This window comes from Modicisalibacter luteus DSM 23508, assembly GCF_000378505.1.
In the GTDB taxonomy this organism is placed as follows: domain Bacteria; phylum Pseudomonadota; class Gammaproteobacteria; order Pseudomonadales; family Halomonadaceae; genus Modicisalibacter; species Modicisalibacter luteus.
Map to the genome: position 1 here is coordinate 33,142 of NZ_KB899999.1, position 21,354 is coordinate 54,495.

Genomic DNA, 21,354 nt, shown 5'->3' on the forward strand with positions numbered 1-21,354 from the left:
GGTAGTGCTTGGTAGCGAACTCCCACAGAAGGGGATTCGCTATCTTGGTAATCTGTCATGGAGTGACAAGGTGCAACATTGGCGACATGGCCATCCCGCCCTGTACCCCCAGGCTCGTCACCAGCAGCAATATCGCGCTGATCAGCATCGCAAGCGCTGAGGAACGGCCAAGGGTCGGAATCTCGGCCTGGCCGGGCTGGAACGCCATCGCCGCGATGACGCGCAGGTAGTAGAACAGCGATAGCACAGTGTTAATGACAGCGACCACGGCCAGCCAGGCGTAGCCGGCAGCCATGGTCGCTTCGAACAGAAGAAACTTGCCGAAAAAGCCCACCAGCGGCGGAATCCCTACCAGCGACAGCAATGCCAGAATCAGCACCGTTGCAATCAATGGCTGAGTCCTTGCCAGACCATGATAGTCAGCCAGGCAGGTGCGCCCACGCAGATGCGTGACCACACCAAACGCCGCCAGGTTGGCAAGAAGGTAGGCCAGCATAAAGCCCAGCAACGCCGTCATGGCCTGTGCTGTACCGATCACCACCACTGCCATCAGTGCATAACCTGACTGCGACACCGACGACCAGCCCAGCAGGCGACGCACATCGGTCTGGCGCAGCGCCGCGAGGTTGCCCAGTGTCATGGTGACTACGGCGATCAACGCCACGATAGGGGCCCAGGCCACACTCTCCGGCAGAATCGACACGAAGCGTGCCAACGCCACGGCTGCACCAACCTTGGGCACCACGCTCAGCAGCGCGGCCACCGGGGCCGGGGCGCCCTGGGCGACATCCGGCATCCAGGCATGTCCCGGAAAGGCCGCCAGCTTGAAGCTTAGCCCGATCACGATCCCCATCGTGGCGATGCTCAGCGCGAACTGATCGCCACCCTGCGTCGCGAGCCGCTCGTCCAGGTGGGCATAGTCGGTATCCCCCGCCAGCCCGAACAGGATCACAACGCCAGTGGCCAGCAACGTGTTGGTCAGCGCCCCGATCAAAAAGTACTTCATTGCCGCTTCCAGCCCCGGCGACCAGCCGCGGTGATAGGCTACCAGTGGATAGCTGGCCACCGAGGAGAGCAGTACGCCGACGATCAGCTCCATGGCATCGTTGGCCGAGGCCATCATGATGGCGCCGAGCAGGGCGAACAGGACCAATGCATAGTATTCACCATGGCGCCGGTCCGTGAGCATCCACGCCGGCGACAGCAGTACGGCAATGGCGCCGCCGACCAGTATCAGCCCCTTGGCGGCGATGGCCGGTCCATCCATGGCCCAGACACCGGAGAAGGTCGTGCGAGGGAGCGATGACCACTGGCTCCATGTCAGGCCGAACGAGACTGCCAGGACAAACAGTGCCAGCCAGGCCCCCCAGTGCTGGCGCTCGTGGGGCGTGAAGGCCGCCAACAGGACAATGGCCACGGCACCGACCAGCAGGACGATCTCGGGCAGCAAGTCACCAACGGGCATCAGCGGCCTCCCACCAGGATGGCCGACGAGGCATCGATCAGCGTGAGCAAGAAGCGGGGATAGACACCGATGATCACGATGCCCAGCGACAGTCCGCCAAGCACGCTCCATTCAGTCCGGGACAGCTCGGAGAATTGGCCCAGGTGCGTCGGCAGGTGACCGAAGAACAACCTGCGCAGCATGTCGAGAAACAGCGCGGCAGTGATCAGGATTCCCACTACCCCCAGCACAGCAAGCCATGGATAGACGGCAAACGTCCCGGTAAATATCTGGAACTCGGCGACGAACCCGGCCAGCCCCGGCATGCCCAGGCTGGCGAAGGACGCCAGCACCGTGAAGCCGGTCAGCAGCGGCGCCTGATAGGCCAGGCCACCGTAGTTATCCAGGGCGTAATCGCCTGTACGTTGCCAGAACGAGCCCGAGATCAGGAACAGCGCCCCGGTAATCAAGCCATGTGCCACCATTTCCACCGTTGCCCCGGTCAGTGCCAGTTGGCGCACCATCGGGTTATCGGTGACCAAGGCGGCTGCCACGGCGATACCCAGGACCGTGTAGCCCATATGATTGATCGAGGTATAGGCGATGCGCCGCTTGAGGTTGGATTGGCCCAGCGCCACCAGCGCGCCATACAGGATCGCGACCAACGCAATGATGGCCACCGGCAGCGCGTAGCGGGCGAAGGTCTCCGCCATCATCGCGAATGGCAGACGAATCATGCCGAAGGTACCCAGCTTGAGTAGCACCCCGGCCAGAACCGCCGAGGCCGGTCCCGGTGCATCGACGTGCGCCTGTGGCAACCAGGTATGCAGCGGTACCAGAGGCGTCTTGATCGCCAGTCCCAGCATGAGCGCCAGGAACACCAGGCCAGCGTAGGCTCCCGTGCCTGCCAGCGGTTGCTCGGCAATCAGTACGCGCATGTCGAAAGTCGGCGTTTCCAATGACAGGTAGAGGCCGATGATGCCCAACAGCATCAACAACGAGCCGGCAAAGGTATAAAGAAAGAACTTGAGCGCCGCCGTCTGCGCCTCGCCATGCCCCCAGCGCCCGATCAGGAAAAACATGCCGACCAGTGTCAGATCGAAGAATACATAGAACAACAGTAGATCCAGGGTCAGGAATACTCCCAGCGAGGCTCCCTGCAGGAACACTAGCCAAGCGTAGTACTGGCGTGGCTGACCACGGGTATCCACCGGATAGAGGATAGCGGCCACGAATAGCACGGCGCTCATGGTCGCCACCGCCAGCGCAATGCCATCGGCCCCTACACGGTAAGCGACCCCCAGCGATGGTACCCAGCGCACCTCGTCAATGTGCTGGAACAACGGCCCGGCTGGATTGAAGCCGGTCCAGGCGAAGACCAGCGCCAACAGCGACAGGCCGGCACTGCCCACCGCGACCCAGCGCGCCTGGCTCTGCGTCCAACCAGGCAGTAAGGCCAGTGCCAGCGCGCCGAGCCAGGGAATGACCAACGCCAATGTCAGAATCACAGCAAGGCTCCTATCCACAGCAACAGTAGGATCAATACGCAACCGGCTGCAATGCCGGTGTAATAGTGGTGGGTCTGACCACTCTGGGCCTGACGGGCCCAGTGGCCTCCCCGCTCGCTCAGTCGGGCCAGCGCCCCGGGCAGAGAATCTCCGATAAACTCACCGCGTGTCGCGTTGAACCGGGCCAACCAGGTCCCGACACGAGCCGTCGCCCGCAGGCCGGCATCGACCACCTCGTCGTCAATGCGCGCCAGCCCTCGGCTGCACGCCAACGCTGCGGAGGCAATGGCCTGGGTCGCCACGGGCAATCCATACCACTGCGCAGCGAGCCGCTGCCACTGTGTCGTCGGCGGCACTCGCCGCTCGGGGCGCGTCAGCCAAAGTCCAGCAACTACCCCTGCAGCGATAAAAGCCAGGGACACGAGATGCATCCACACATGACTGGAGGGAGCCCGCATCTCGAGCATGGCCATGAGCGGCTGATGCACGGCGGGGAACCATAGCAGCGACAGCAGGACGGTTCCCGCTACCAGGGCACGCAATGCCCAATCCTCGGGCCGGGACGGCCCCGGGCCCTTCGGTAACCCATGCCGATCCCCCCGCGGCGGACGCCCATAAGACAGACGCTGGAAACGCGTGGCATAAAATGCACTCAGCCCGCCGACCGGTATGATCAGCAGGGCCAGCCAGGTACCAACATCGCTTGCAGCGGCAATGATCTGCTCCTTGGCCCAGGCTGCGCCCAGTGGGTCGATGCCGGCCAGGGCCAGACTCGAGAGCAGGGCCATCACTGCCACGCCCGGCAGCAAACGCCCAAGTCGCATGCGTGCCAGGTCGAAGGTGCCGACCTGGCGCTCGGCCTCGCCCGCCGATAGGAATAGCCCGGCTTTCATGAAGGCATGGGCGATGAAATACATCATCGCTGCACCGGGGTAGCCGGCGCCCACTGCGATCCACATCAGCCCATACTGGGCCGAGGTCGAGGCGGCCAGCAGTTTCTTGGCATGCCATTGGCACGCTGCGGCGATGCTGCCTGCGAAAGCCGTTACTAACCCGATGGCGATGGTGACGGGTGCGAACCAGGCCACCGCCGATAGGGTCGGCTCCAGGCGTACGAGCAGGTACAGGCCGGCACTCACCAGAGTCGCCGCATGGAGAAGAGCGGACACCGGCACCGGCCCCGACATCGCTGCAAACAGCCAGGCAGAGAACGGTAGCTGGGCGGACTTGGCCGCCGCTGCCAGCAGTATTCCGGCCACTGCGACGTGCTTCAGGCCACCTTGTAGCTGGGCCAGATCGTCATAACCGAAGCCGCCACTACCGGCAAACACTGCGCCAGCAGCGATGTACAGGCCGAGGTCACCGAAGCGTGTCACCAGAAAGGCCGTGGTCGCATCCCGTGGCACGTGAGGTTCGCCCCAACGATGCGAGATCAGCGCCCAGGAACACGCCCCGATCAGCTCCCAGGCGATCAGCAAGGTCAGCAGGTCATTGGCAAGGACCAGCAGTTCCATGGCCCCGACAAAAGCCACCAGCATCGCTAGTAGCCTCGCCCCGCTGCCCACCCTCACCGAGTCGCCGTGGCGCGTCAGATCGTGATAACTGGCATAGATGACGATGGGCAAGGCAACCAGTGGCACCAGTACCGCAGCAACGCGACCGGCCGGCGACATCGCCAGGCCGAGCGTCATAGCCTCGCTCCATACATAGTGACTCGACACACCGAGAGCCTCTGCCAGGCCAACCATGACCAGCACCATCATTAGCCCCGATACAGCCAGCAATACCAGCCCGGCCCGGCCGAGTCGCCGGCCAAGCAGGTACACCACGGCCGCCAGCAGCAGCGGAACGAGAGATACAGCCCACAACGTCATTGCTTGAGCTCACTCAGTGCTTCCGTGGTATCGGCCTGCTTGCCGCGGAACACGGCTACCACCAGGGCAAAGCCCATCGCCATCTCGATAGCCATGACCGCCATGACAATGATCGTCAACAGTTGGCCCTGCGGCGCGCCGGCGCCGCTATAAGCCCAGAAGGCCACTGCGGCGAGCATGGCGCCATTGAGCATCAGTTCGAGCCCCATCATCAGCATGACGAAGGATTGCTGCGATAGCGCGCCGTACAGGCCAATGCCGATCAGTGCGGCGGCGAGTAACAATAGCGTGACCAGTGACATTCCAGCCTCCTTGCTGGCAGCACGTTCAGTGATGATGGTGGTGGTGCTCGTGCCCACCCTCTGACTCGCCCTTCTCGGGCTGGCCGGCTGGGTCACCTCCGGGCTCCAGCCCTGGTGGTACCGAGCCCTCCTCGGCCGCGCCGTAACGACCACGATGGCTGGAGAGCACGACCACACCGATCATGGTGGCAAGCAGCACGATTCCCGCTGACTCGAAGATCAACATCGAGTCGCCAAGCATTTCATGACCCAGCGAGCGCACCGGATCGAGGCCGGCCGGCAGCGGGTCCGCAGGAAAACTCGAGAATAGCGCCATCGCGGCGAGAATGAAGAAAGCCACGGCTCCGGCGATGATCGACAGGCGATGCTGATGCACCATCATCATTGGGTTGAGCCCCGCCGGGTTCATCATGAACATGACCATGAATAGCGCCATGACCATCATTTCCACGGCCATCATGAAAAACATCGCCACGCCCAGGTATTCCGCAGCCAACAGCATCATGATCGCGCCGACGGCAATGAACGATACCAGCAGAAAGAACGAGGCGCGCACCATAGAATCGGTGCGGAACACCCGCCACCCGGCCACGACCGCCAGCACCGCGAGCAGCAGGAAGGCGATATCCACGAAAATCGAATGTTCCATGCTCGTCTCCTTCATGCCCATAGGGCCAGTACCCCGGCCCAGACCAGATCGACGAACGACAGCGGTAGCAGCACTATCCACATCAGCGTGACGCAGCGCTCCGGCGCCACCCGGGGCAGCCATTGTCCCAGCCACAGCAGCAGCGCCAGCACGAACAGCGTCTTGAGTAACACCCAGACCGGCCCGGGCAGCCACGGCCCCAGCCAGCCACCAAGGAACGCCGTGGCGGCAATCCCGCTGAACGCTACCAGCATGACGGCGCGGGCACACTCCCAGACCAGTCGCGACGGCCCCGACACCTCAGCAGCGGTGCCCCCAGCCAGGTCCGTCGAATCGGCCAGATTGAGCGGTCCCCAAAAGGTCAGGCCCAAGCCCACGACCAGAAACAGCGGCAGGCCCAGTGGCTGGCGCACCACGTTCCATAGCGACTCCTGCGATGCAACGACCTGAGTCAACTGCAGCGACTCGGCAGGCAGGGCGGCACCGATCAGTACAAACATGCTGATCAGAATGTAGGACAGGCCCAGCGCCACGTAGCGATAAGCCCCGATCAAGGGCAGCACGGCATTGGCCGACCAGCCATGCAGGAAGATGACCACCGTGGCTAGCGCTTCTACGCTGCCCCACAACACCACGCTGGTAACCAGATCGGTCGCAATCAGCGTTGGCGACCAGGGCACCAGCGCCAGGCCAACCGCCGCCAGAGCCAGATAGAGCGCCGGCGCCAGTCTCCAAGCCTGCCAATCGGGTGCCTCGGTGGCGTTGGCATGTTGCGTCAATAGCCAGGCGGCCCGCGACAGCGGGCCCAGCCAGACGTCGCTCGCCAGTGCGCCTCTCGGAGCCGTCGCCACGAGACGGTCCATCACGGCGACCACATACGGACCCAGTGCCAGCACAACCAGTACCATGAGCAGCGAAGCAAGCGATTCGATCATATGTTCGCCCTTCCCGAGGTTTCAGCCACCTCGCGACTATCCAGGCTGGCTATCAAGGTCATGGCTTCGTCCCACTCCAGCCCGGGCAGCAACTGGTCGAGAAGGGCACTAGCATCCTGAGGGGGCTTAGCGGACCACGGGCCACGGGGCGTCTCGACAGCCTCGGTATTGGCAGTATGCAGCCCATCGGGTTCAGCCTGCCGGGCCAGCTGCAGTGACTGATCGATTTCCGCCAGCCGCTGCTCCCAGCGTGCACGCACCGTGCCGTCAGTACGGCATTGCGGCCTGAAGCCCAGCCGCTGGTAGCTGGCATCGTCCATGCGCAAGTCCGCGTCCAGGCCAGCGGCACGCGCCGCAGGCCCACCTAGACGAGCAGCCATCTCGGTGTCGAGCTGCCCGCCATCCATCGCTGCCAAGTGAAAGATACCGCTACGCACCAGCTGACGGCGCAATCCGTCGAGCCGAGATGCCGTCGATAGCTGCCGGGCCAGGCTCAGGGCATGGCGGGCTATCCGCTCGAGCCCCGCCAGGTGCAGTCCACGATAAAGCTGCACCAGATGGTATCTGGCACGTGCCAGCTCGAGCTCGGCGATCGGCACGGGGCGCTCCCGCGCGGCATAAAAGACCGGGGCGAGCCTCTGCGGCAAAGCGCCATGCCGGGTTTCCCATGACTGAATCACGTCTCCCTGCAGGGTAATCTCTGCGCAGAGCCCGCTGGGCAGGGCGGGATAGAACGGTCCGAGCCGGAAGGTCAGAGAATCCAGTGTCAGCCCGTCGCGCAGATCATCCTGCATGTTCATTGCCATGGGCCGGCCATAGGGGGTACCTCCCATCATGCCCTCACCGCCATGGCCGTCATCGCCCAGCCCTTCCCAGGGGTTGGGTGGCTCATCCGGCAGCAGTCGTGAGGCGCTATCGCGCTGCCCCAGCATCAGCTCACGATGGGTCCGGATCAGCGTATCAACTAGCCGGTCAGCCTCATCGACATGAATCGGTGCGTTCAGCGCTATCAGGGGCGCTCCGCGAAACCACACAACGGCAAACGGCGATGGCAGTTGATCATGTACATGCTTCAGGCCGTCACGAAGGGTTGCCGGGATCTCACCGACTACCAGTAGGACACTGGCATGTCGGGGCGAGTCGACCAGTTCGATTTGCGTCGACAGGACGAGCGTCGCCAGCAACGCTTCGTCGTGCTCTCCCCAGACGGGATACACCGGCACACACGAGCGCGCCGCCAGTTGCCGCAGCCAGCTCACTGCCACCGGAACACTCCTTCTCGCCAGGCATAGACAATGCCCACCGACAGGATGGCCAGAAACATGCCCATTTCCATCACGGCCATCATGCCCTTTTCGACGAAGACAACCGCCCATGGATACATGAACATCATCTCCATCTCGAAAGCGATGAGCAGCAGGGTCATCGGATAGTAACGAATGTGATAGCGGTTCCAGGCATGGGTATCGGGAGTTCCGCCGCCCAGGAACGGAATGCGTTGGGAGTAGGAGGGCTGCGGCTGATGGCGCAAGGGCCACGCTTGAATGAATAGCCCGGCAGACAGTGTCAGCGCCAGGATGATTACGAGCGTCAGCAGTTCCATCGTGCGTCTCGTGTGCTAACTCGACAAAGAAAGGCCGGCAGGAAGAATGACCTGCCGGCCGCCGGCCTGCCGATGCTATCAGGCCATGGCCTGGCACTCTTCGGCACACCGCATGCAAGCTTTCGCGCACTGCTGGCAGTGATCCATCTCGTGCTTGGCGCACTCTTCGCCGCACTTGCGACAGATATCCGCACACAGCCGGCAGATTTCCTTCATGTACTCGCTGTCCTGGGCCATGAACGAGGCCGCCAGCCGGCAGATTTGGGCACACTGCATGTCGAGCCGAATGCACTCGGCCATCATCTTGACGTCATCTTCCTGCAGGCAGGACACCGCACAGTAATCGCAGTAGGTCGCGCATTCATTACAGGCATCGATACATGACTTCAACTTCTCGAGATCCATCTCGTTCTCCTGTTTGTGTTACTACAAATTCGCGTATGGCCACGCGCCATTGCGTCGCGACCAACGCCCTATAAAGGTGTAGTCACGATGCCCGGCAAGAGCAAGCTGTGACCTATATGGGCATGACGAAACGAAGAGGACAGCCGGCTGGCCATCCTCTTCGAGAGCTAAGTTAAGCAACCCAGAACGTGGCTTACTGAGAAGCGACTTCGCCCAGGGCCTGATTCTGGTTGGACACTTCTGTGTAATTGCTTGCGTTGTACTCAGACTGCTTTATTTCTTCCACGCTCTGGTTGGTTTGCCATACCAGCCGATCGTTGTTCATCTGCAGCTCGTTCAGAGGGACAAGGAGTTCTTCCTGACCGGCGCCGAGCACACCGCCACGAGTAACCACTACACCGACCTGATTACTATTGTTGGCAGTAACCACATGATCGACTTCGCCAAGCTCATTGCCCGACGTGTCAAAAACGCGCTGCCCTTCGATATCCGTCACCATCAGGCTATAAAGGGCGTTCTGCTGGGACCCTGAGTTCTGTTGTTGCTGTTGCTCGCCTTCGACCACTTGAACATCGGCATTGTTGGCCTCTTCTACCGTCACCTCAGGTTCGGCCCCGGCAACATTTACATTGGGATCGGACGACTCGACCTGTACCTGAGCCTGGCCACTATCGTCGCGTACCGCGACATTGGCCTGCTCATCCCCGTCCACGGCGACACGCGGCTTGGACGGTTGTACCGCGACTTCGGGCTCGGGCTGGTTAACAGACACATCAGGCTTGCCCTGGTTGACCGTAACTTCAGGCTTCTGCTGAATTACCTCGACTTCGGGCTTATTCGTGTCGACCTGAACATTCGGGTCACGCATGACTACCTTGACTTCAGGATCAGGGACAGTGACCTCTACCGTAGGCTTGGGCTGTGTGACGATAACCTTGGGCTTCTGCTGGTCGACTGTCACTTGCGGATCCGCAGGATCCACTTTCACCTTCGGCGCCTTCTGGTCTACCGCCACTTCCGGCTCGGCGGGATCGACCTGCACCTCGGGCGGATCGGTGTCGACGACGACCTTGGGCTGCTGGGATTGGACGACGACTTCTTCCGGTGCATCTACGTTCTGGCCCCGTTCAGTAATGGCGACCAAAAGAGGCTGGAATTCCTGAAGGTTGAGCGCCTGGTCATTATTGCGATCATACTCGCTCATTACCTGTTCGCGGTTCTGCTGCATGTTGGCTTCGTTAAGGCGCTGCTGAACCTCATCCCATTGCAGCGACTGATCCCCGTTCTGGTCCAGCTGGTTGAATTCGGCACTCACCCTTTGTTCAACCTGACCACTTGCCTGTTGAGCAAAAGCAGGCGACATTGCCAGCGAGACACCAGCGGCACTCACTGCAGCGATCTGAAGGCCTAGCTTGTGCAGTTTCGGCTTCTGTTCCATGTGCATATAAATCTCCTTTTTTACGAATAGCGTCTTACAGTCCTCGCTTTTAGTGAGGGTCGCGAAGAGTTCATGGCTTCACCATCCTTAGAAACCATGTTTGCCCTTACAGTAAAAAGGCAATATGTTATTCAGAATTAAGAATTTAAAAGTTTGATTAAAAGAGCAAAAAACGAACCCAGCCATCCTCGTTTAATACCGGCCCGGAGCGAGTTCTCCAACAGCAATCCCGTTATTCAATTAACCGACTTTTAAAACCAAGGCTCTGTGCTGAGAGTAGTCTGCCCTACGAGGGTAATCACGCGAGTTTTGTATATATACTCGTAAAAAGGTGTCTTAACGCATAATGAGGTAACTGACAGGTATCTTCAGCACGCCAAGTAATACTATGGACATCCTTCAATATGAATTCGAAGGGTTAGGCACCCTCACTGAAAGATGGCTCTTCAAGCAACCTAGCGAGGCAAACGAATCTGGACACGAAGCCCGCCCTCTGCCGCCCGGGAAAAGATGATTGTGCCGCGATACTGTTCAACCACCTGCTTCAAAATGGCCAGTCCCAGGCCATGTCCCGGAGTGCTCTCGTCAAGGCGACGTCCACGCTGCCCCAGCAGAGGCAAAACTTCCTCATCCACTCCCGGCCCATCATCGCTGACATCGACTACCAATCCCGAATCATCCGAGATGTGGCAGTTCACTTGGGAACGCGCCCATTTCCCGGCGTTATCGAGAACGATCCCCAGCATCTCGTTAAAGTCTTGTCGCTCCACTCCTATACGTGCGCCCTCATTCAGGGATGACGTCAGCGTGAACCGCTTGTCGGGATATAGCGTCTGAACCAGCTCCCGCAAAGTTTGCGCTTCCTGAAGCACGTCCGAATATTGCCCACCTGTCGGCCCGGCGAAGCGTGCCCGTCGTAACTCCGAGACCAACTGGGCCTGCATGAATTCCAGGCGTTCCAGCATGCGCTGGCGACGCTGATCATCGATCGGCCGACGACCGCGCAGCACTTGAGTGACTGCAGCCAGGGGCGTCTGCAGGGTATGCGAGAGGTTGGCCACCGCATCGCGTGAGCGCTGCAGTCGCCGCTGCACCTCCTCCAGAAAATGATTGAGCTGGGCAAGCAAATCATCCAGTTCGGACGGAGCATCGAGATCGAGCCGCTCGCGCTGCCCTGCCTGAAGCTCGGCCAGTTGATGACGCAGTCGCGACAGCGGCCGCAGGCTACGGTTGACGGCGACCAGATTCAGGAGAATCAACAACAACAATACGAGACCGGCAATGCCACCAACCCACCAATGCAGGGTATGCAGGCCGGCTTCGACCTGAGCGAAGTCTTCGCCGATCAGCAGAACCCCGGGGCGCCCCTCTAATGTCAGCGTTTCCCGGTAGACGAGCAGATGCCGGCCTTGCGAGTGCACCTCGAAGACCCCAGCTTCCGGTGTCTTCAGCAAGGGCGTGAGTGATGCCAGCCATTTCTGGCTGGAGGCAAAAACCTCTTCACCGATGCGCAGAACATAGAGATGGTGAAAGACATCGGAGGTCAGCTCTCCCGGCTCAAGCCACTGAGCTGACAGGCCATCGGACTGCTGTAGCCTGTCGATGGTGTAATGCGCTTCCTGGCGAAGCCGGTCGCCCAGAAATTCCCGAGCCAGACTGCCCAGCAGGACACCATGCAGCAACCAGGTCACGCCTACACAAACCAGCGCCACCAGGCCCAGCCGTGTCAACAATCGCACCCGCAGGCTACGCTGATCAATGCGAAGCAAAGAGGTACCCTTGCCCACGACGTGTCTGGATGCGCGCCTTGCCGACCAGACGACGCAATCTCCCGACATAAACTTCAACCAGATTGGGCGCCGCCGCATCCTGGTCGAGCGTATAGAGCTGCTCCAGCAGTTGGGCCTTGGATAGGACCCGGTCGGGATGACGCATTAGGTAGCGCAGCAGGCAGAACTCAGTTGCCGTCAACGATTGCCATGCACCGTCATCGCCACGCCTCACCTGACGGGTATGCTCATCGAGGACGACATCGCCGATGCTAAGTACCGTGGCCAGGCTGCCTGTGCCTCGCCGTAGCAGCGCATGTAGTCGTGCCAGCAACTCGGCCTCGTGATAAGGCTTGGTCAAATAATCATCCGCCCCCCGTCGCAGACCGACGACCTTGTCCTCCCAGCTGTCCCGGGCAGTCAGGACGAGAATCGGCAAGCGATGACCCGCTTGCCGCCAGCGCTGCACAAGCTCGAGTCCCGACCCGTCGGGCAAGCCGAGATCGAGGATCGCCAAGGCATAGGCTTCGCTGGCTATCAGGGCATCAGCCTCACGTGCCCGGCATGCCACATCGACCCGATAGCCCTCGTCCTCCAGCGCTTCGGCCAGGCTTTCCGCCAACAGATCATCGTCTTCAACGAGCAATAGGCGCATCGGGACCCAACAGCACGATCAATGGGTATGCCCATCGGCATAATGGTCATCTTCCTGCGCCGAAGACGTCGGCTCCTGTTGGGTCGAAGGCTGCGCCCCAGAGGGGGGCGATGCCGTTTCTGGCTCGTCAGTTCCCTCATGATGGCCTGGCTGGGCACCATCGCCGTGCGCCCCCTCACCCTGGGCATGATGCCCCTGTGAAGGCTCCTCCATCATGGCGCTCATGTCGCCATGGCTATGATCGTGACCATCGTCCTGCGCCGTACTGCCATCGCCAGACGATATGAGCGCCAAGTACTGCGGTTCGGAAAGCCCAGGCAGGCGCTGAAGAAACGCCACTATTTCCCAGAGCGCCTGATCGTCATGCGTCTCCCCCCAGGCCGGCATGCTCGACATCTTGATGCCGTGCTTGACGATCCAGAACTGCTCCGCAGGCGCCCAGTGCCCTTCTTCGGCCAGCACCGGCGGCTTGGGGTTGAGACCCTGGCGCAGTATCGTGTTCTCGAGTCCTGGGCGAAGATGACAGCTCACACACATCTGCTGGTAGGCGCGGGCGCCCTTGGCGATTAACTGGTCATCGTCGAGGTCGGGCACATTGATACCCTCGGCGTGTTCCTCGACGGAATTGTGCATCGTTTCATGAAAAGCCCACTCCACCCAGGGTGTGTGGGCATCGCTGGCAGCCACGTTATAGGCTCCGCTATAAATGTAAGCAACGCCACTGAGTGCCAACAAAAGCAACGCCAGCATTGCTCCCAACAAGATCCTCATTCACTTCTCCATTATTGTGTTTCGTTACCCAGCTGCCATGCATGATAGGTCTAGAACCACATGCGAATCCCAACGACAGCACCGCTCCCCTCGACCTCACCGAATTCATCCCGCGTGAAGTCCGCGGTCTGACCGTACTGCTTTTCCCAATAACCGCCGATATACGGAGCAACCTTAGGTGTAATCTCGTAGCGTAGACGCAGTCCCAAGCGCGTGGAATTCAGCCCCTCGCCTACCCCGAACGCTTCGACATCGCTCCCCGCCAGCTCGATTTCGGCCCGTGGCTGCAGGATGAGGCGCTGGGTAACATGCAGGTCGTATTCGCCTTCCAACGCTGCGGAGACATCGCCATCCTCACTGACCCGAAAAGACGTATCAACCTCGATGCCGTAGGGTAGAGTACCCATCAGGCCGATGACCGCAAAGAAACGCTCGGGATGATCATTGCTTCCCAAGCCGCCCTGGTAGCCCACGCCACCCTGCAGTTCCCAGAAGTCCGCGATCAGGTGACTATAGAGCAGGTCCAGCGACTCGAACTCGGCCTTCTCACCGTCGCCTTGGGTGTTTTCACCCTCGCCCTTGAGGTAAAGCCGCTGGCGGTCACCGCCGTACCAGCCTTGAAAATCCCATATCAAGGCCTCCTCGTTGTCATCGCTCCAGGCATATTCGAAGCGGTCGACAAGCAGCGTCCCGAAATGATGCTCCTCCATGGCCACCCCCCAACCCGGCGGGATGTCCTCCACCTGGGCCAACGCCGCCGAGGCCAGGGAAAACGCGCCGATACCGGCGACTGCGCGTACACAAACGTTCATCGTAGTTTCCTTCAGGCGACCTTGACGACCCGGAACATGCCGGCATCCATGTGATAAAGCAGGTGGCAATGAAACGCCCAATGCCCCGGGGCATCAGCGGTAACGAGCGCGGAGACCCGCTCGCCCGGCTTGACGTTCAAGGTATGCTTGCGCGGAATCAGCTCACCGGCACCGTTTTCCAATTCCATCCACATGCCATGCAGGTGAATGGGATGCTCCATCATGGTCGTATTGACGAAGATCAGGCGTAGCCGCTCACCGTGCTCGAAGTGAATCGGGCCATCGACCTCGCTGAATTTCTTGCCGTCGAAAGACCACATGTAGCGCGCCATGTTGCCGGTCAGGTGCAGTTCGAGCTCGCGCCCCGGCGGTCGACGATCCGGCCAGGGCGCATAGGCCTTGAGATCGCTATAGACCAGGACACGCCGTTCGCCAGGATCGATGCCGATGCCTGGCTGATCATAACGGGCCCCCGGCTGTGCGGCTCCCGCTGCCAGGAGCGTATTGCCATGCTGGGCTGGAGGCGTCTCTTCCACGGGGGAGGCATGGTTCATTCCAGGCATCGAGGAATGGTCCACGCCGTGCATTGCGGAATGGTCCTTGCCATGCATTGTGGAGTGATCCATGTCATGCGCCGGAGTACGATCCATCCCGGCCATCGCTGCATGGTCCGTCGCACTCATCGCCTTGTGGTCCATACCTGCCATGCCGGCATGGGAAGAATGATCCTTGTCCGATGCGGCTTGCCCGCTTTCCATCATCGCGTGATCCATGCCGCCGCCATGGGCAGCCATGGCTTCCATGCCTCGATCGGCAATGCGTCGACGTTCGGGCACCGGGGCCGCCATGCCCAAGCGAGGCGCCAGCGTCGCACGCACATACCCGCTACGGTCCATGGTCTCGGCAAATATCGTGTAAGCCTGGTCCGCCTCCGGCTCGATGATGACGTCGTAGGTCTCGGCGACGGCGATACGGAATTCATCGACACTGACCGGCTGAACCGGCTGCCCGTCGGCGGCGACAACCGTCATCCTTATACCGGGGATGCGCACATCGAAGTAGCTCATGGCCGAGCCATTGATGACCCGCAGACGAACCTTCTCGCCCGGCCGAAACAGCGCCGTCCAGTTATCCTGCGCGGTATGGCCATTGACGAGGTAGGTGTAGGTGCTGCCGGTGACATCGGCGATATCGCGCGAGCTCATGCGCATCTGCTGCCACATGGCGCGTTGTTTCCATGTCTCCGCCAGACCATGCTTGGCGACATCGTCAAAGAAATCGACGAGGGTTCGCTCCTGGCGGTTGTAGTAGCCCTCAGCGACCTTGAGGTGGCGAAAGACGTCACGCGGATCCTCGAAGGTCCAGTCGGTCAACAGCAGAACATGCTCGCGATCATAGTCGAACGGCTCAGGTTCAGCCGGCTCGATGATCATCGGCCCGGCATGGCCCAGTTGCTCCTGCAGCCCCGAGTGGCTGTGATACCAGTAGGTTCCGTTCTGGTTGACGGGAAAGCGAGCCGTAAAGACCTCGCCGGGAGCGACGCCGGCATAGCTAAGCCCAGGTACGCCATCCATGTTCGATGGCAGAATGATGCCGTGCCAGTGAACGGACGTCGTCTCGTCGAGCAGATTGGTGATCTTGAGCGAAGCATCCTGCCCTTCGCGCAACCGGATCAGTGGCCCGGGGCTGGAGCCGTTGAGCGTAATCGGGTAAGCCTCTTTGCCGGCGATCTGCCGGGTCTCGCGTCGTACTGCCAGGGAAACCCGAGGGCCGTCTTCGAGCCCCTGAGGATAGATATTGGCCAGGCCGGCGGGAGCCGCCCAAGCTGGACGTACTCCCAAAGCAGCGGTGGACAGGCCGAGCAGAGAAGCGGCTTGAAGAAGCTGCCGCCGGGACAGAACGGGTGCACTTGCCATGGAAGAGTCCTGCGCAATCAGGGATTGCCTCATTCTGACCCAGCAACCTGAAAGCAAGCTGAAAAGCTCAAAGCAAGTGCTCGATCGGCAATAGGCGCAGCGCCGCGGCTTTCACGTGCCGCCAGAATCCGCCGGGCTCCTCGTCCAGTACGACCTTCCGCCCGTCGCGGCGGGTTTCCCAGCGCAGGCTGCCATTCTCGGCCAGTGTGACCTGATAACTGCGCGACGGGTGCATGCCCTGCCGAGCCAGATCCCAGAGCTGCTGCCCCAGCTCACGGCTGTCGATCAACAACCCCAGCTCGCTGTTCCACCACAGCGAACGCGGATCGGCATTGAGCGAGCCGATGAACACGCGATCCCGGTCGAAGGCCATGGCCTTGGTATGCAGGCTGGAGATTTCGCCCACGGCCCGAGTGGGTTGCCGTGACAAATCTCCCCGCAATTCGTAAAGGCGTGCGCCCTGCTTCAACATGGCAGGGCGCCACGGTGCATAGGCACCATGCAATGACGGCACATCGGTGGCTTCCAATGAATTGGTCAGCACGCTCAACGTAATACCGCGCTGCGCCAGCCCTTTTAGAATATCGACACCCGCCCGGGTCGGTATCACATAGGGCGAGATGATCAGCATCTCATCTTCGAGGCGGCCAAACGCGCCTTCGAGCTGGTTCATCAGGGTCAGTTCGAACGGTGGATAGCCGGTCACTGCAAGCTTTTCCGGCGAGTCCCACAACGCAATGGCCGGCGCCCAGACCAAAGAATCGAAGAGGCTTCGTCCAGGCTCGCCGGCCAAGCGCCGAAAGGCGGGTTGTGTCGACAGCGCATTGCCTTGCGCAGCATCTTCGGCGAGTTCGAATAGCAGGTCATGCCAGGCATCATCCTGCGCGGACTCGAACTGACGCAGCGGTACGGCCAGCGGATGATTCCAGAAGCTATCGAAACTGCCCGAGAGCGTGGCGACCACCGGGCCAACAGCCATCACGTCGAGATCGTTGAAGTTGAGTTCGGCATCGACCTCGAAGTACTCGTCACCCAGATTGCGCCCGCCAGTGATCGCTACGGCATTGTCCGTCACCCACAGCTTGTTGTGCATGCGCCGATGCTTGCGATCGAACTGGGCCAACAGCGTCAGATAGTAGGTCAGGCGTGTGCCACGCCCCGTAGCCACCGGGTTGAAGACGCGTACTTCGGCATTCGGGTGACTGTCGAAGGCGGCCAGTATGGCTTGCTTGTTGCGGCTGGTTGGATCTTCAAGCAGCAGGCGTACACGCACGCCCCGCTGCGCGGCGTGCAACATCTGCCGCAGCAAGGCTCGACCAGTGCGATCGTCCTCGAAGATGTAGGTTTGAACGTCGAGTGTCTTCTGGGCATGTGCGGCCAACGAGGCCCGCAAGGCGAAGGCCGTCGGCCCATCCGACAACAGCCTCATGCCACTGACCCCATCGTGAGCGCCGTCTGCCTGACGAGCCCAGGCCCCCAGGTAAGTGTCGCGGGCGGTGTCCAGCGACAGCGCCTGGGATGGCACTCTGGCCACATCGACCGAAGTGCAGCCAACCAACCATAAGAGGCTGGCCAGGGCCCATAACCAGCGCCTGCCGCAACTACCTGGCTTCGATAGATGGAGCGTCATTGTTGTCCGGTCATTGCCCCGCATTGGCGTGGCGAGAGTTGCTCAGCAGCCAGGTGACCACCCGCCCGGTAATCAGCGCACCGAATACCAGGCAGTACATCCAAGGTACCGGTAGGCCAAGTACACCGAGTAGGAAATAAGCGGTACTTCCCTTGCGGTTTCGACCGGGCCGACCAACGTACCTGTCAGCCAGCCGTTAGGCGACGGCCGCCCCATGACGGCCATCGCAATACTAACGAGGCAGTTAGACGCCGCATGAAAGCGCCCGCAACTGACTACTCTTGGGCGTCCTGGGAAGTGCTGCTCGAACTCGCCTGGGATACGCCATTCTGACCGCCGCCGCTGGACGAGTTACCCTGCGCCGGCTCTTCCGGGGTCGACTCGTTGGGCTGCATCTGCTGAGCAGCCGGATCGCTTACGGGCATCTGGTCTCGCGAGGATTGTCCTTCGCCGATGGTCTCGTCTGGTTCCACCATGTCCGAGCCCGTAATACCGCTGGTCGTTCCCGTCAGACCAGTCGCCACATCGGCATCGTTACCGACATCAACCTGGGTTTCGGCGGACCCTTCGCCGACGTCCATTTCCCTGTTCGCTGTTTCCCCGCCCGATTCACCGGCATTCTCCGAGGCCGGGTTGGTCGTATCCGTGCTGGTCGCTTCCTCATCATCACCACATCCGGCCAAGAGCGCCCCGGATAGTAACAGCGTTGCCAACAGCGATAGTTTGCCGCGTTCCATGATGCTCTCCTTGTCTCCTTGGGTTGTTACGTCTTACTTCACCCAGCGTAGCTTTCCTTGGCGGAACGTACTGAACGAGAGGCCGTTACACTCACGCTCCTTGGCCTGCAATCAGCTAAAGTATAAGAAACTTATAAGAAAAGGCATAACCACCTGGGCATAACGTTGCCCTAGCCGAGGCGTCTGTGCCTTGCCGCGATTCGCTCCCCTTCTGCCGCCCAAGCCAATCCAGACCCAAAAGCCCTACCATGGAAACGCCGCCCGAAGGCGGCGTGGCATGACGAGAAACCGGAACGGCTCAGTAGCGGTACTCATCCGGCTTAAAGGGGCCATCCACCGGGACGCCGGTGTACGTGGCCTGGTCCTCGGTCAGGCGGGTGACTACTCCACCGAACCCTTCCACCATGTAGCGGGCCACTTCCTCATCGAGTTGCTTGGGCAACACGGTCACGCTCAGGCCACTGGTTTTCTCGTCGTCAGTGAGATCGGCGAAACGCCGCTCATAGAGGTGGATCTGGGCAAGAACCTGGTTGGCGAACGAGCCGTCCATGATCCGCGATGGATGACCGGTGGCATTGCCCAGGTTTACCAGACGACCCTCGGAGAGCAGAATCAGGTAATCATCACTGGTCGGATCAAACTCGCCCGGATCGCTGTCGCGGTAGATCTTGTGGACCTGCGGCTTGACCTCCTCCCAGTGCCACTGACGACGCATGTAGGCAGTGTCAATCTCGCTGTCGAAATGGCCGATGTTGCACACCACGGCCCCCTTCTTGAGCGCCCTGAGCATCGGCGCATCGCAGGCGTTGATGTTGCCGGTGCAGGTCACGACCAGGTCGATCTTTCCGAGCAGGTCTCGATCGATGCTGTCGACTCCCTTGTTGACGCCACCGACATAGGGTGACACCACCTCGTAGCCGTCCATGCAGGCCTGCATGGCGCAGATGGGATCGATCTCGCTGACCTTGACGATCATGCCTTCCTGGCGTAGCGAGGCGGCCGAGCCCTTGCCTACATCCCCATACCCAACCACCAGCGCCTGCTTGCCGGCCATCAGATGGTCCAAGCCACGCTTGATAGCGTCGTTGAGACTATGGCGGCAGCCGTACTTGTTGTCGTTCTTGGATTTGGTGACGGCATCGTTGACGTTGATGGCCGGCACCTTGAGCTTGCTGTCGCGCAGCATCTCCTGCAGGCGGTGTACACCAGTGGTAGTTTCCTCGGAGATGCCGTGAATGTTAGCCAGCAACTCGGGACGTTTGTCATGCAGTAACGCCGTCAGGTCGCCGCCATCATCGAGTACCATGTTCGGTGTCCAGCCATCGGGGCCCTCCACGGTCTGCTCGATACACCACCAGAACTCCTCCTCCGTTTCGCCCTTCCAGGCGAATACCGGGATGCCGGCAGCGGCGATTGCTGCAGCGGCATGATCCTGGGTCGAGAATATGTTGCACGAGGACCAACGCACCGAGGCACCTAGCTCGATCAGGGTCTCGATCAGCACTGCCGTCTGGATGGTCATGTGGATACAGCCGGCAATGCGGGCACCGGCAAGCGGCTGTTGATCACGGTATTTGGCGCGAATCTTCATCAGTGCCGGCATTTCGGTCTCGGCAATGCGAATCTCGCGACGCCCCCAGTCGGCCAGACCGATGTCGGCAACCTTGTAGTCATTCTGAGTAGTGGGTTGGGCATTGGCCATTGCTGTCATCGTCTTACTCCATTCCAAGGGAATGGGCGCCGTTGCGACTTGCAAACGTCTACCCGAGCCTCGCACACGATAAGCCATGCGCTGCAGCGCCCCTCGGGTAGCAATAGGAAGGTCGATTTTCAAATCACAGTAGGAAAGCTCACATTAACGGGACATTTTTTCAATCCCGGCCGTCCTCTCGACGGTCGGGATTGCTAGAAGCAGCCGGCAGGAGCCAGCCACCCGCTAATATCGCTGTGCGTGCGTTATTGGGTAGGCTGCTCTTCTTCTGTCGCCGAGGCCTCGCTTCCTTCTGCAGTTCCGCCGGTTTCGTCACCATCGACTACGGTGACATTGTCTTCCGTACCACCGTTGCCGTCCTTGATGATGACGTTCGCGTCGCTCTCCCCGTTGGCTGAGGCATTGCCTTGTGAACCGTTGCCTTCCTTGATAATGACGTTCGCGTCACTCTCTTCGTTGGCAGGGGCATTGCCTTGTGTGCCGTTGCCGTCCTGGGTGACAACGTTCGCCTCGTCCTCGCCGCCCTTGTTTGCGGGGGTATCAGTCGAATTAGACGCACTGGCGTCCTGCTCCGTATCGGCAACGGGTTCATCGGGTTGGGCCTGATCCCCCGTCCCAGCCCCTGAGACAGGCTCAGCGGCTTCCTCTTGATCCTCTTGAGAAGTGTTGTTCGCCGGCTGGGTCTCGGTCACCTCTGCTTCGTTGGTGGTCGTTGCCTCCTCGGGGGCCTCCTCCTCTCCGCAACCGGTCAGTAGCGCCCCCGTCAGGGCGAATGCGGCAATCAGGATCGTGCGCTTTTCCATGGCTGAACATCCTCATATCCATTGATCTGGCAGGCATCATTGCACACACCAGCGTAGTTCGACTCCGCCACGAATGCAGCCCACAGGCCGCCATGTTCGCAATGCAACGTACCTCGGAGTCACAGCTGGCCCGGCCCAAGCATGGCCAAGCATGTTACTCATCTTCGATGCTGGTTCCCGGCTCACGATCCATCGTGTCCTCTCCAGGGATGTCGGTATCGGTTTCGTTGCTCTGGCCGTTGTCTCCGCACCCTGTCAGCAACGCCCCGGTCAGCAGGAGCGCTGCGAATAGCGTCATCTTGCTCATGTCCATGTGTCACTCCTTTTCATGCTGGCGAACGGTGTCCACTTTCAACGTAGCTCGCCTGATCCACTCGCAACAGTCCGTATTG

20 protein-coding genes and 1 riboswitch are annotated in these 21,354 nt (G+C 60.7%); all 20 genes read right to left on the reverse strand.

Annotated features, from left to right (window positions below; translation table 11 throughout):
• Window positions 1–55: 55 nt before the first annotated feature.
• Entirely contained in the window at window positions 56–1,465 is a 1,410-nt protein-coding gene (locus tag F568_RS0115895) for an NADH-quinone oxidoreductase subunit N (protein WP_019019745.1), read from the reverse strand.
• Complete coding sequence (locus F568_RS0115900) at window positions 1,465–2,952, reverse strand: complex I subunit 4 family protein (RefSeq protein ID WP_019019746.1); 1,488 nt, start codon at window positions 2,950–2,952, stop codon at window positions 1,465–1,467. Before F568_RS0115900 ends, F568_RS0115895 begins: the two co-directional genes overlap by 1 nt.
• Complete coding sequence (locus F568_RS0115905) at window positions 2,949–4,826, reverse strand: NADH-quinone oxidoreductase subunit 5 family protein (protein ID WP_019019747.1); 1,878 nt, start codon at window positions 4,824–4,826, stop codon at window positions 2,949–2,951. The genes F568_RS0115900 and F568_RS0115905 overlap by 4 nt, the downstream gene beginning before the upstream one ends.
• Window positions 4,823–5,128: an NADH-quinone oxidoreductase subunit NuoK gene (gene nuoK, locus F568_RS0115910; RefSeq protein WP_019019748.1), complete on the reverse strand. Its 306-nt coding sequence runs from the start codon at window positions 5,126–5,128 to the stop codon at window positions 4,823–4,825. The genes F568_RS0115905 and nuoK overlap by 4 nt, the downstream gene beginning before the upstream one ends.
• A 25-nt stretch (window positions 5,129–5,153) precedes the next feature.
• Window positions 5,154–5,777 (reverse strand): NADH-quinone oxidoreductase subunit J family protein, encoded by a 624-nt coding sequence (locus F568_RS0115915; protein ID WP_019019749.1) that lies wholly within the window; start codon window positions 5,775–5,777, stop codon window positions 5,154–5,156.
• Between the two features lie 11 nt (window positions 5,778–5,788).
• Complete coding sequence (locus F568_RS0115920) at window positions 5,789–6,712, reverse strand: NADH-quinone oxidoreductase subunit H (RefSeq protein ID WP_019019750.1); 924 nt, start codon at window positions 6,710–6,712, stop codon at window positions 5,789–5,791.
• Window positions 6,709–7,977: an NADH-quinone oxidoreductase subunit D-related protein gene (locus F568_RS0115925; RefSeq protein ID WP_019019751.1), complete on the reverse strand. Its 1,269-nt coding sequence runs from the start codon at window positions 7,975–7,977 to the stop codon at window positions 6,709–6,711. Before F568_RS0115925 ends, F568_RS0115920 begins: the two co-directional genes overlap by 4 nt.
• On the reverse strand, window positions 7,968–8,315 hold the full coding sequence (locus F568_RS0115930) for an NADH-quinone oxidoreductase subunit A (protein ID WP_019019752.1): 348 nt from the start codon (window positions 8,313–8,315) through the stop codon (window positions 7,968–7,970). The genes F568_RS0115925 and F568_RS0115930 overlap by 10 nt, the downstream gene beginning before the upstream one ends.
• 78 nt (window positions 8,316–8,393) lie before the next feature.
• Window positions 8,394–8,720 (reverse strand): four-helix bundle copper-binding protein, encoded by a 327-nt coding sequence (locus F568_RS0115935; protein WP_019019753.1) that lies wholly within the window; start codon window positions 8,718–8,720, stop codon window positions 8,394–8,396.
• A gap of 193 nt (window positions 8,721–8,913) precedes the next feature.
• Window positions 8,914–10,164 carry a PRC-barrel domain-containing protein gene (locus tag F568_RS0115940; protein WP_019019754.1) on the reverse strand — a complete coding sequence of 417 codons (1,251 nt, stop codon included), beginning with the start codon at window positions 10,162–10,164 and terminating at the stop codon, window positions 8,914–8,916.
• Between the two features lie 449 nt (window positions 10,165–10,613).
• Window positions 10,614–11,927 carry a sensor histidine kinase gene (locus F568_RS0115945; protein ID WP_229804317.1) on the reverse strand — a complete coding sequence of 438 codons (1,314 nt, stop codon included), beginning with the start codon at window positions 11,925–11,927 and terminating at the stop codon, window positions 10,614–10,616.
• Complete coding sequence (locus F568_RS0115950) at window positions 11,914–12,582, reverse strand: response regulator transcription factor (RefSeq protein WP_019019756.1); 669 nt, start codon at window positions 12,580–12,582, stop codon at window positions 11,914–11,916. Before F568_RS0115950 ends, F568_RS0115945 begins: the two co-directional genes overlap by 14 nt.
• 18 nt (window positions 12,583–12,600) lie before the next feature.
• Window positions 12,601–13,353: a c-type cytochrome gene (locus F568_RS0115955; protein WP_019019757.1), complete on the reverse strand. Its 753-nt coding sequence runs from the start codon at window positions 13,351–13,353 to the stop codon at window positions 12,601–12,603.
• A 50-nt stretch (window positions 13,354–13,403) separates the two neighbouring features.
• The gene (locus F568_RS0115960; RefSeq protein ID WP_019019758.1) at window positions 13,404–14,165 is read right to left on the reverse strand and encodes a copper resistance protein B; all 762 of its coding nucleotides are present in this window, start codon (window positions 14,163–14,165) and stop codon (window positions 13,404–13,406) included.
• An 11-nt stretch (window positions 14,166–14,176) separates the two neighbouring features.
• Entirely contained in the window at window positions 14,177–16,081 is a 1,905-nt protein-coding gene (locus F568_RS0115965; protein ID WP_019019759.1) for a copper resistance system multicopper oxidase, read from the reverse strand.
• A 67-nt stretch (window positions 16,082–16,148) separates the two neighbouring features.
• The gene (locus F568_RS0115970; RefSeq protein WP_019019760.1) at window positions 16,149–17,711 is read right to left on the reverse strand and encodes a phospholipase D family protein; all 1,563 of its coding nucleotides are present in this window, start codon (window positions 17,709–17,711) and stop codon (window positions 16,149–16,151) included.
• Between the two features lie 275 nt (window positions 17,712–17,986).
• Window positions 17,987–18,448 carry a hypothetical protein gene (locus F568_RS0115980; RefSeq protein ID WP_019019762.1) on the reverse strand — a complete coding sequence of 154 codons (462 nt, stop codon included), beginning with the start codon at window positions 18,446–18,448 and terminating at the stop codon, window positions 17,987–17,989.
• A 298-nt stretch (window positions 18,449–18,746) separates the two neighbouring features.
• Window positions 18,747–20,159, reverse strand: coding sequence for an adenosylhomocysteinase (gene ahcY / locus F568_RS0115985; protein WP_019019763.1), 1,413 nt, complete (start codon window positions 20,157–20,159; stop codon window positions 18,747–18,749).
• Between the two features lie 17 nt (window positions 20,160–20,176).
• Window positions 20,177–20,260, reverse strand: a riboswitch (S-adenosyl-L-homocysteine riboswitch).
• A gap of 144 nt (window positions 20,261–20,404) precedes the next feature.
• A complete protein-coding gene (locus F568_RS0115990) occupies window positions 20,405–20,962 on the reverse strand; it encodes a hypothetical protein (RefSeq protein ID WP_019019764.1) in 558 nt (185 codons plus the stop codon).
• A 154-nt stretch (window positions 20,963–21,116) separates the two neighbouring features.
• A complete protein-coding gene (locus F568_RS25000) occupies window positions 21,117–21,275 on the reverse strand; it encodes a hypothetical protein (protein ID WP_019019765.1) in 159 nt (52 codons plus the stop codon).
• Window positions 21,276–21,354: the final 79 nt, after the last annotated feature.

Bases quoted from the DNA above. Each gene is read 5' to 3' on its own strand.
- F568_RS0115895 (WP_019019745.1), bottom strand. From the start codon at position 1,465: ATGCCCGTTGGTGACTTGCTGCCCGAGATCGTCCTGCTGGTCGGTGCC.
- F568_RS0115905 (WP_019019747.1), bottom strand. From the start codon at position 4,826: ATGACGTTGTGGGCTGTATCTCTCGTTCCGCTGCTGCTGGCGGCCGTG.
- nuoK (WP_019019748.1), bottom strand. From the start codon at position 5,128: ATGTCACTGGTCACGCTATTGTTACTCGCCGCCGCACTGATCGGCATT.
- F568_RS0115915 (WP_019019749.1), bottom strand. From the start codon at position 5,777: ATGGAACATTCGATTTTCGTGGATATCGCCTTCCTGCTGCTCGCGGTG.
- F568_RS0115920 (WP_019019750.1), bottom strand. From the start codon at position 6,712: ATGATCGAATCGCTTGCTTCGCTGCTCATGGTACTGGTTGTGCTGGCA.
- F568_RS0115930 (WP_019019752.1), bottom strand. From the start codon at position 8,315: ATGGAACTGCTGACGCTCGTAATCATCCTGGCGCTGACACTGTCTGCC.
- F568_RS0115935 (WP_019019753.1), bottom strand. From the start codon at position 8,720: ATGGATCTCGAGAAGTTGAAGTCATGTATCGATGCCTGTAATGAATGC.
- F568_RS0115940 (WP_019019754.1), bottom strand. From the start codon at position 10,164: ATGCACATGGAACAGAAGCCGAAACTGCACAAGCTAGGCCTTCAGATC.
- F568_RS0115950 (WP_019019756.1), bottom strand. From the start codon at position 12,582: ATGCGCCTATTGCTCGTTGAAGACGATGATCTGTTGGCGGAAAGCCTG.
- F568_RS0115955 (WP_019019757.1), bottom strand. From the start codon at position 13,353: ATGAGGATCTTGTTGGGAGCAATGCTGGCGTTGCTTTTGTTGGCACTC.
- F568_RS0115960 (WP_019019758.1), bottom strand. From the start codon at position 14,165: ATGAACGTTTGTGTACGCGCAGTCGCCGGTATCGGCGCGTTTTCCCTG.
- F568_RS0115965 (WP_019019759.1), bottom strand. From the start codon at position 16,081: ATGGCAAGTGCACCCGTTCTGTCCCGGCGGCAGCTTCTTCAAGCCGCT.
- F568_RS0115970 (WP_019019760.1), bottom strand. From the start codon at position 17,711: ATGACGCTCCATCTATCGAAGCCAGGTAGTTGCGGCAGGCGCTGGTTA.
- F568_RS0115980 (WP_019019762.1), bottom strand. From the start codon at position 18,448: ATGGAACGCGGCAAACTATCGCTGTTGGCAACGCTGTTACTATCCGGG.
- ahcY (WP_019019763.1), bottom strand. From the start codon at position 20,159: ATGACAGCAATGGCCAATGCCCAACCCACTACTCAGAATGACTACAAG.
- F568_RS0115990 (WP_019019764.1), bottom strand. From the start codon at position 20,962: ATGGAAAAGCGCACGATCCTGATTGCCGCATTCGCCCTGACGGGGGCG.
- F568_RS25000 (WP_019019765.1), bottom strand. From the start codon at position 21,275: ATGGACATGAGCAAGATGACGCTATTCGCAGCGCTCCTGCTGACCGGG.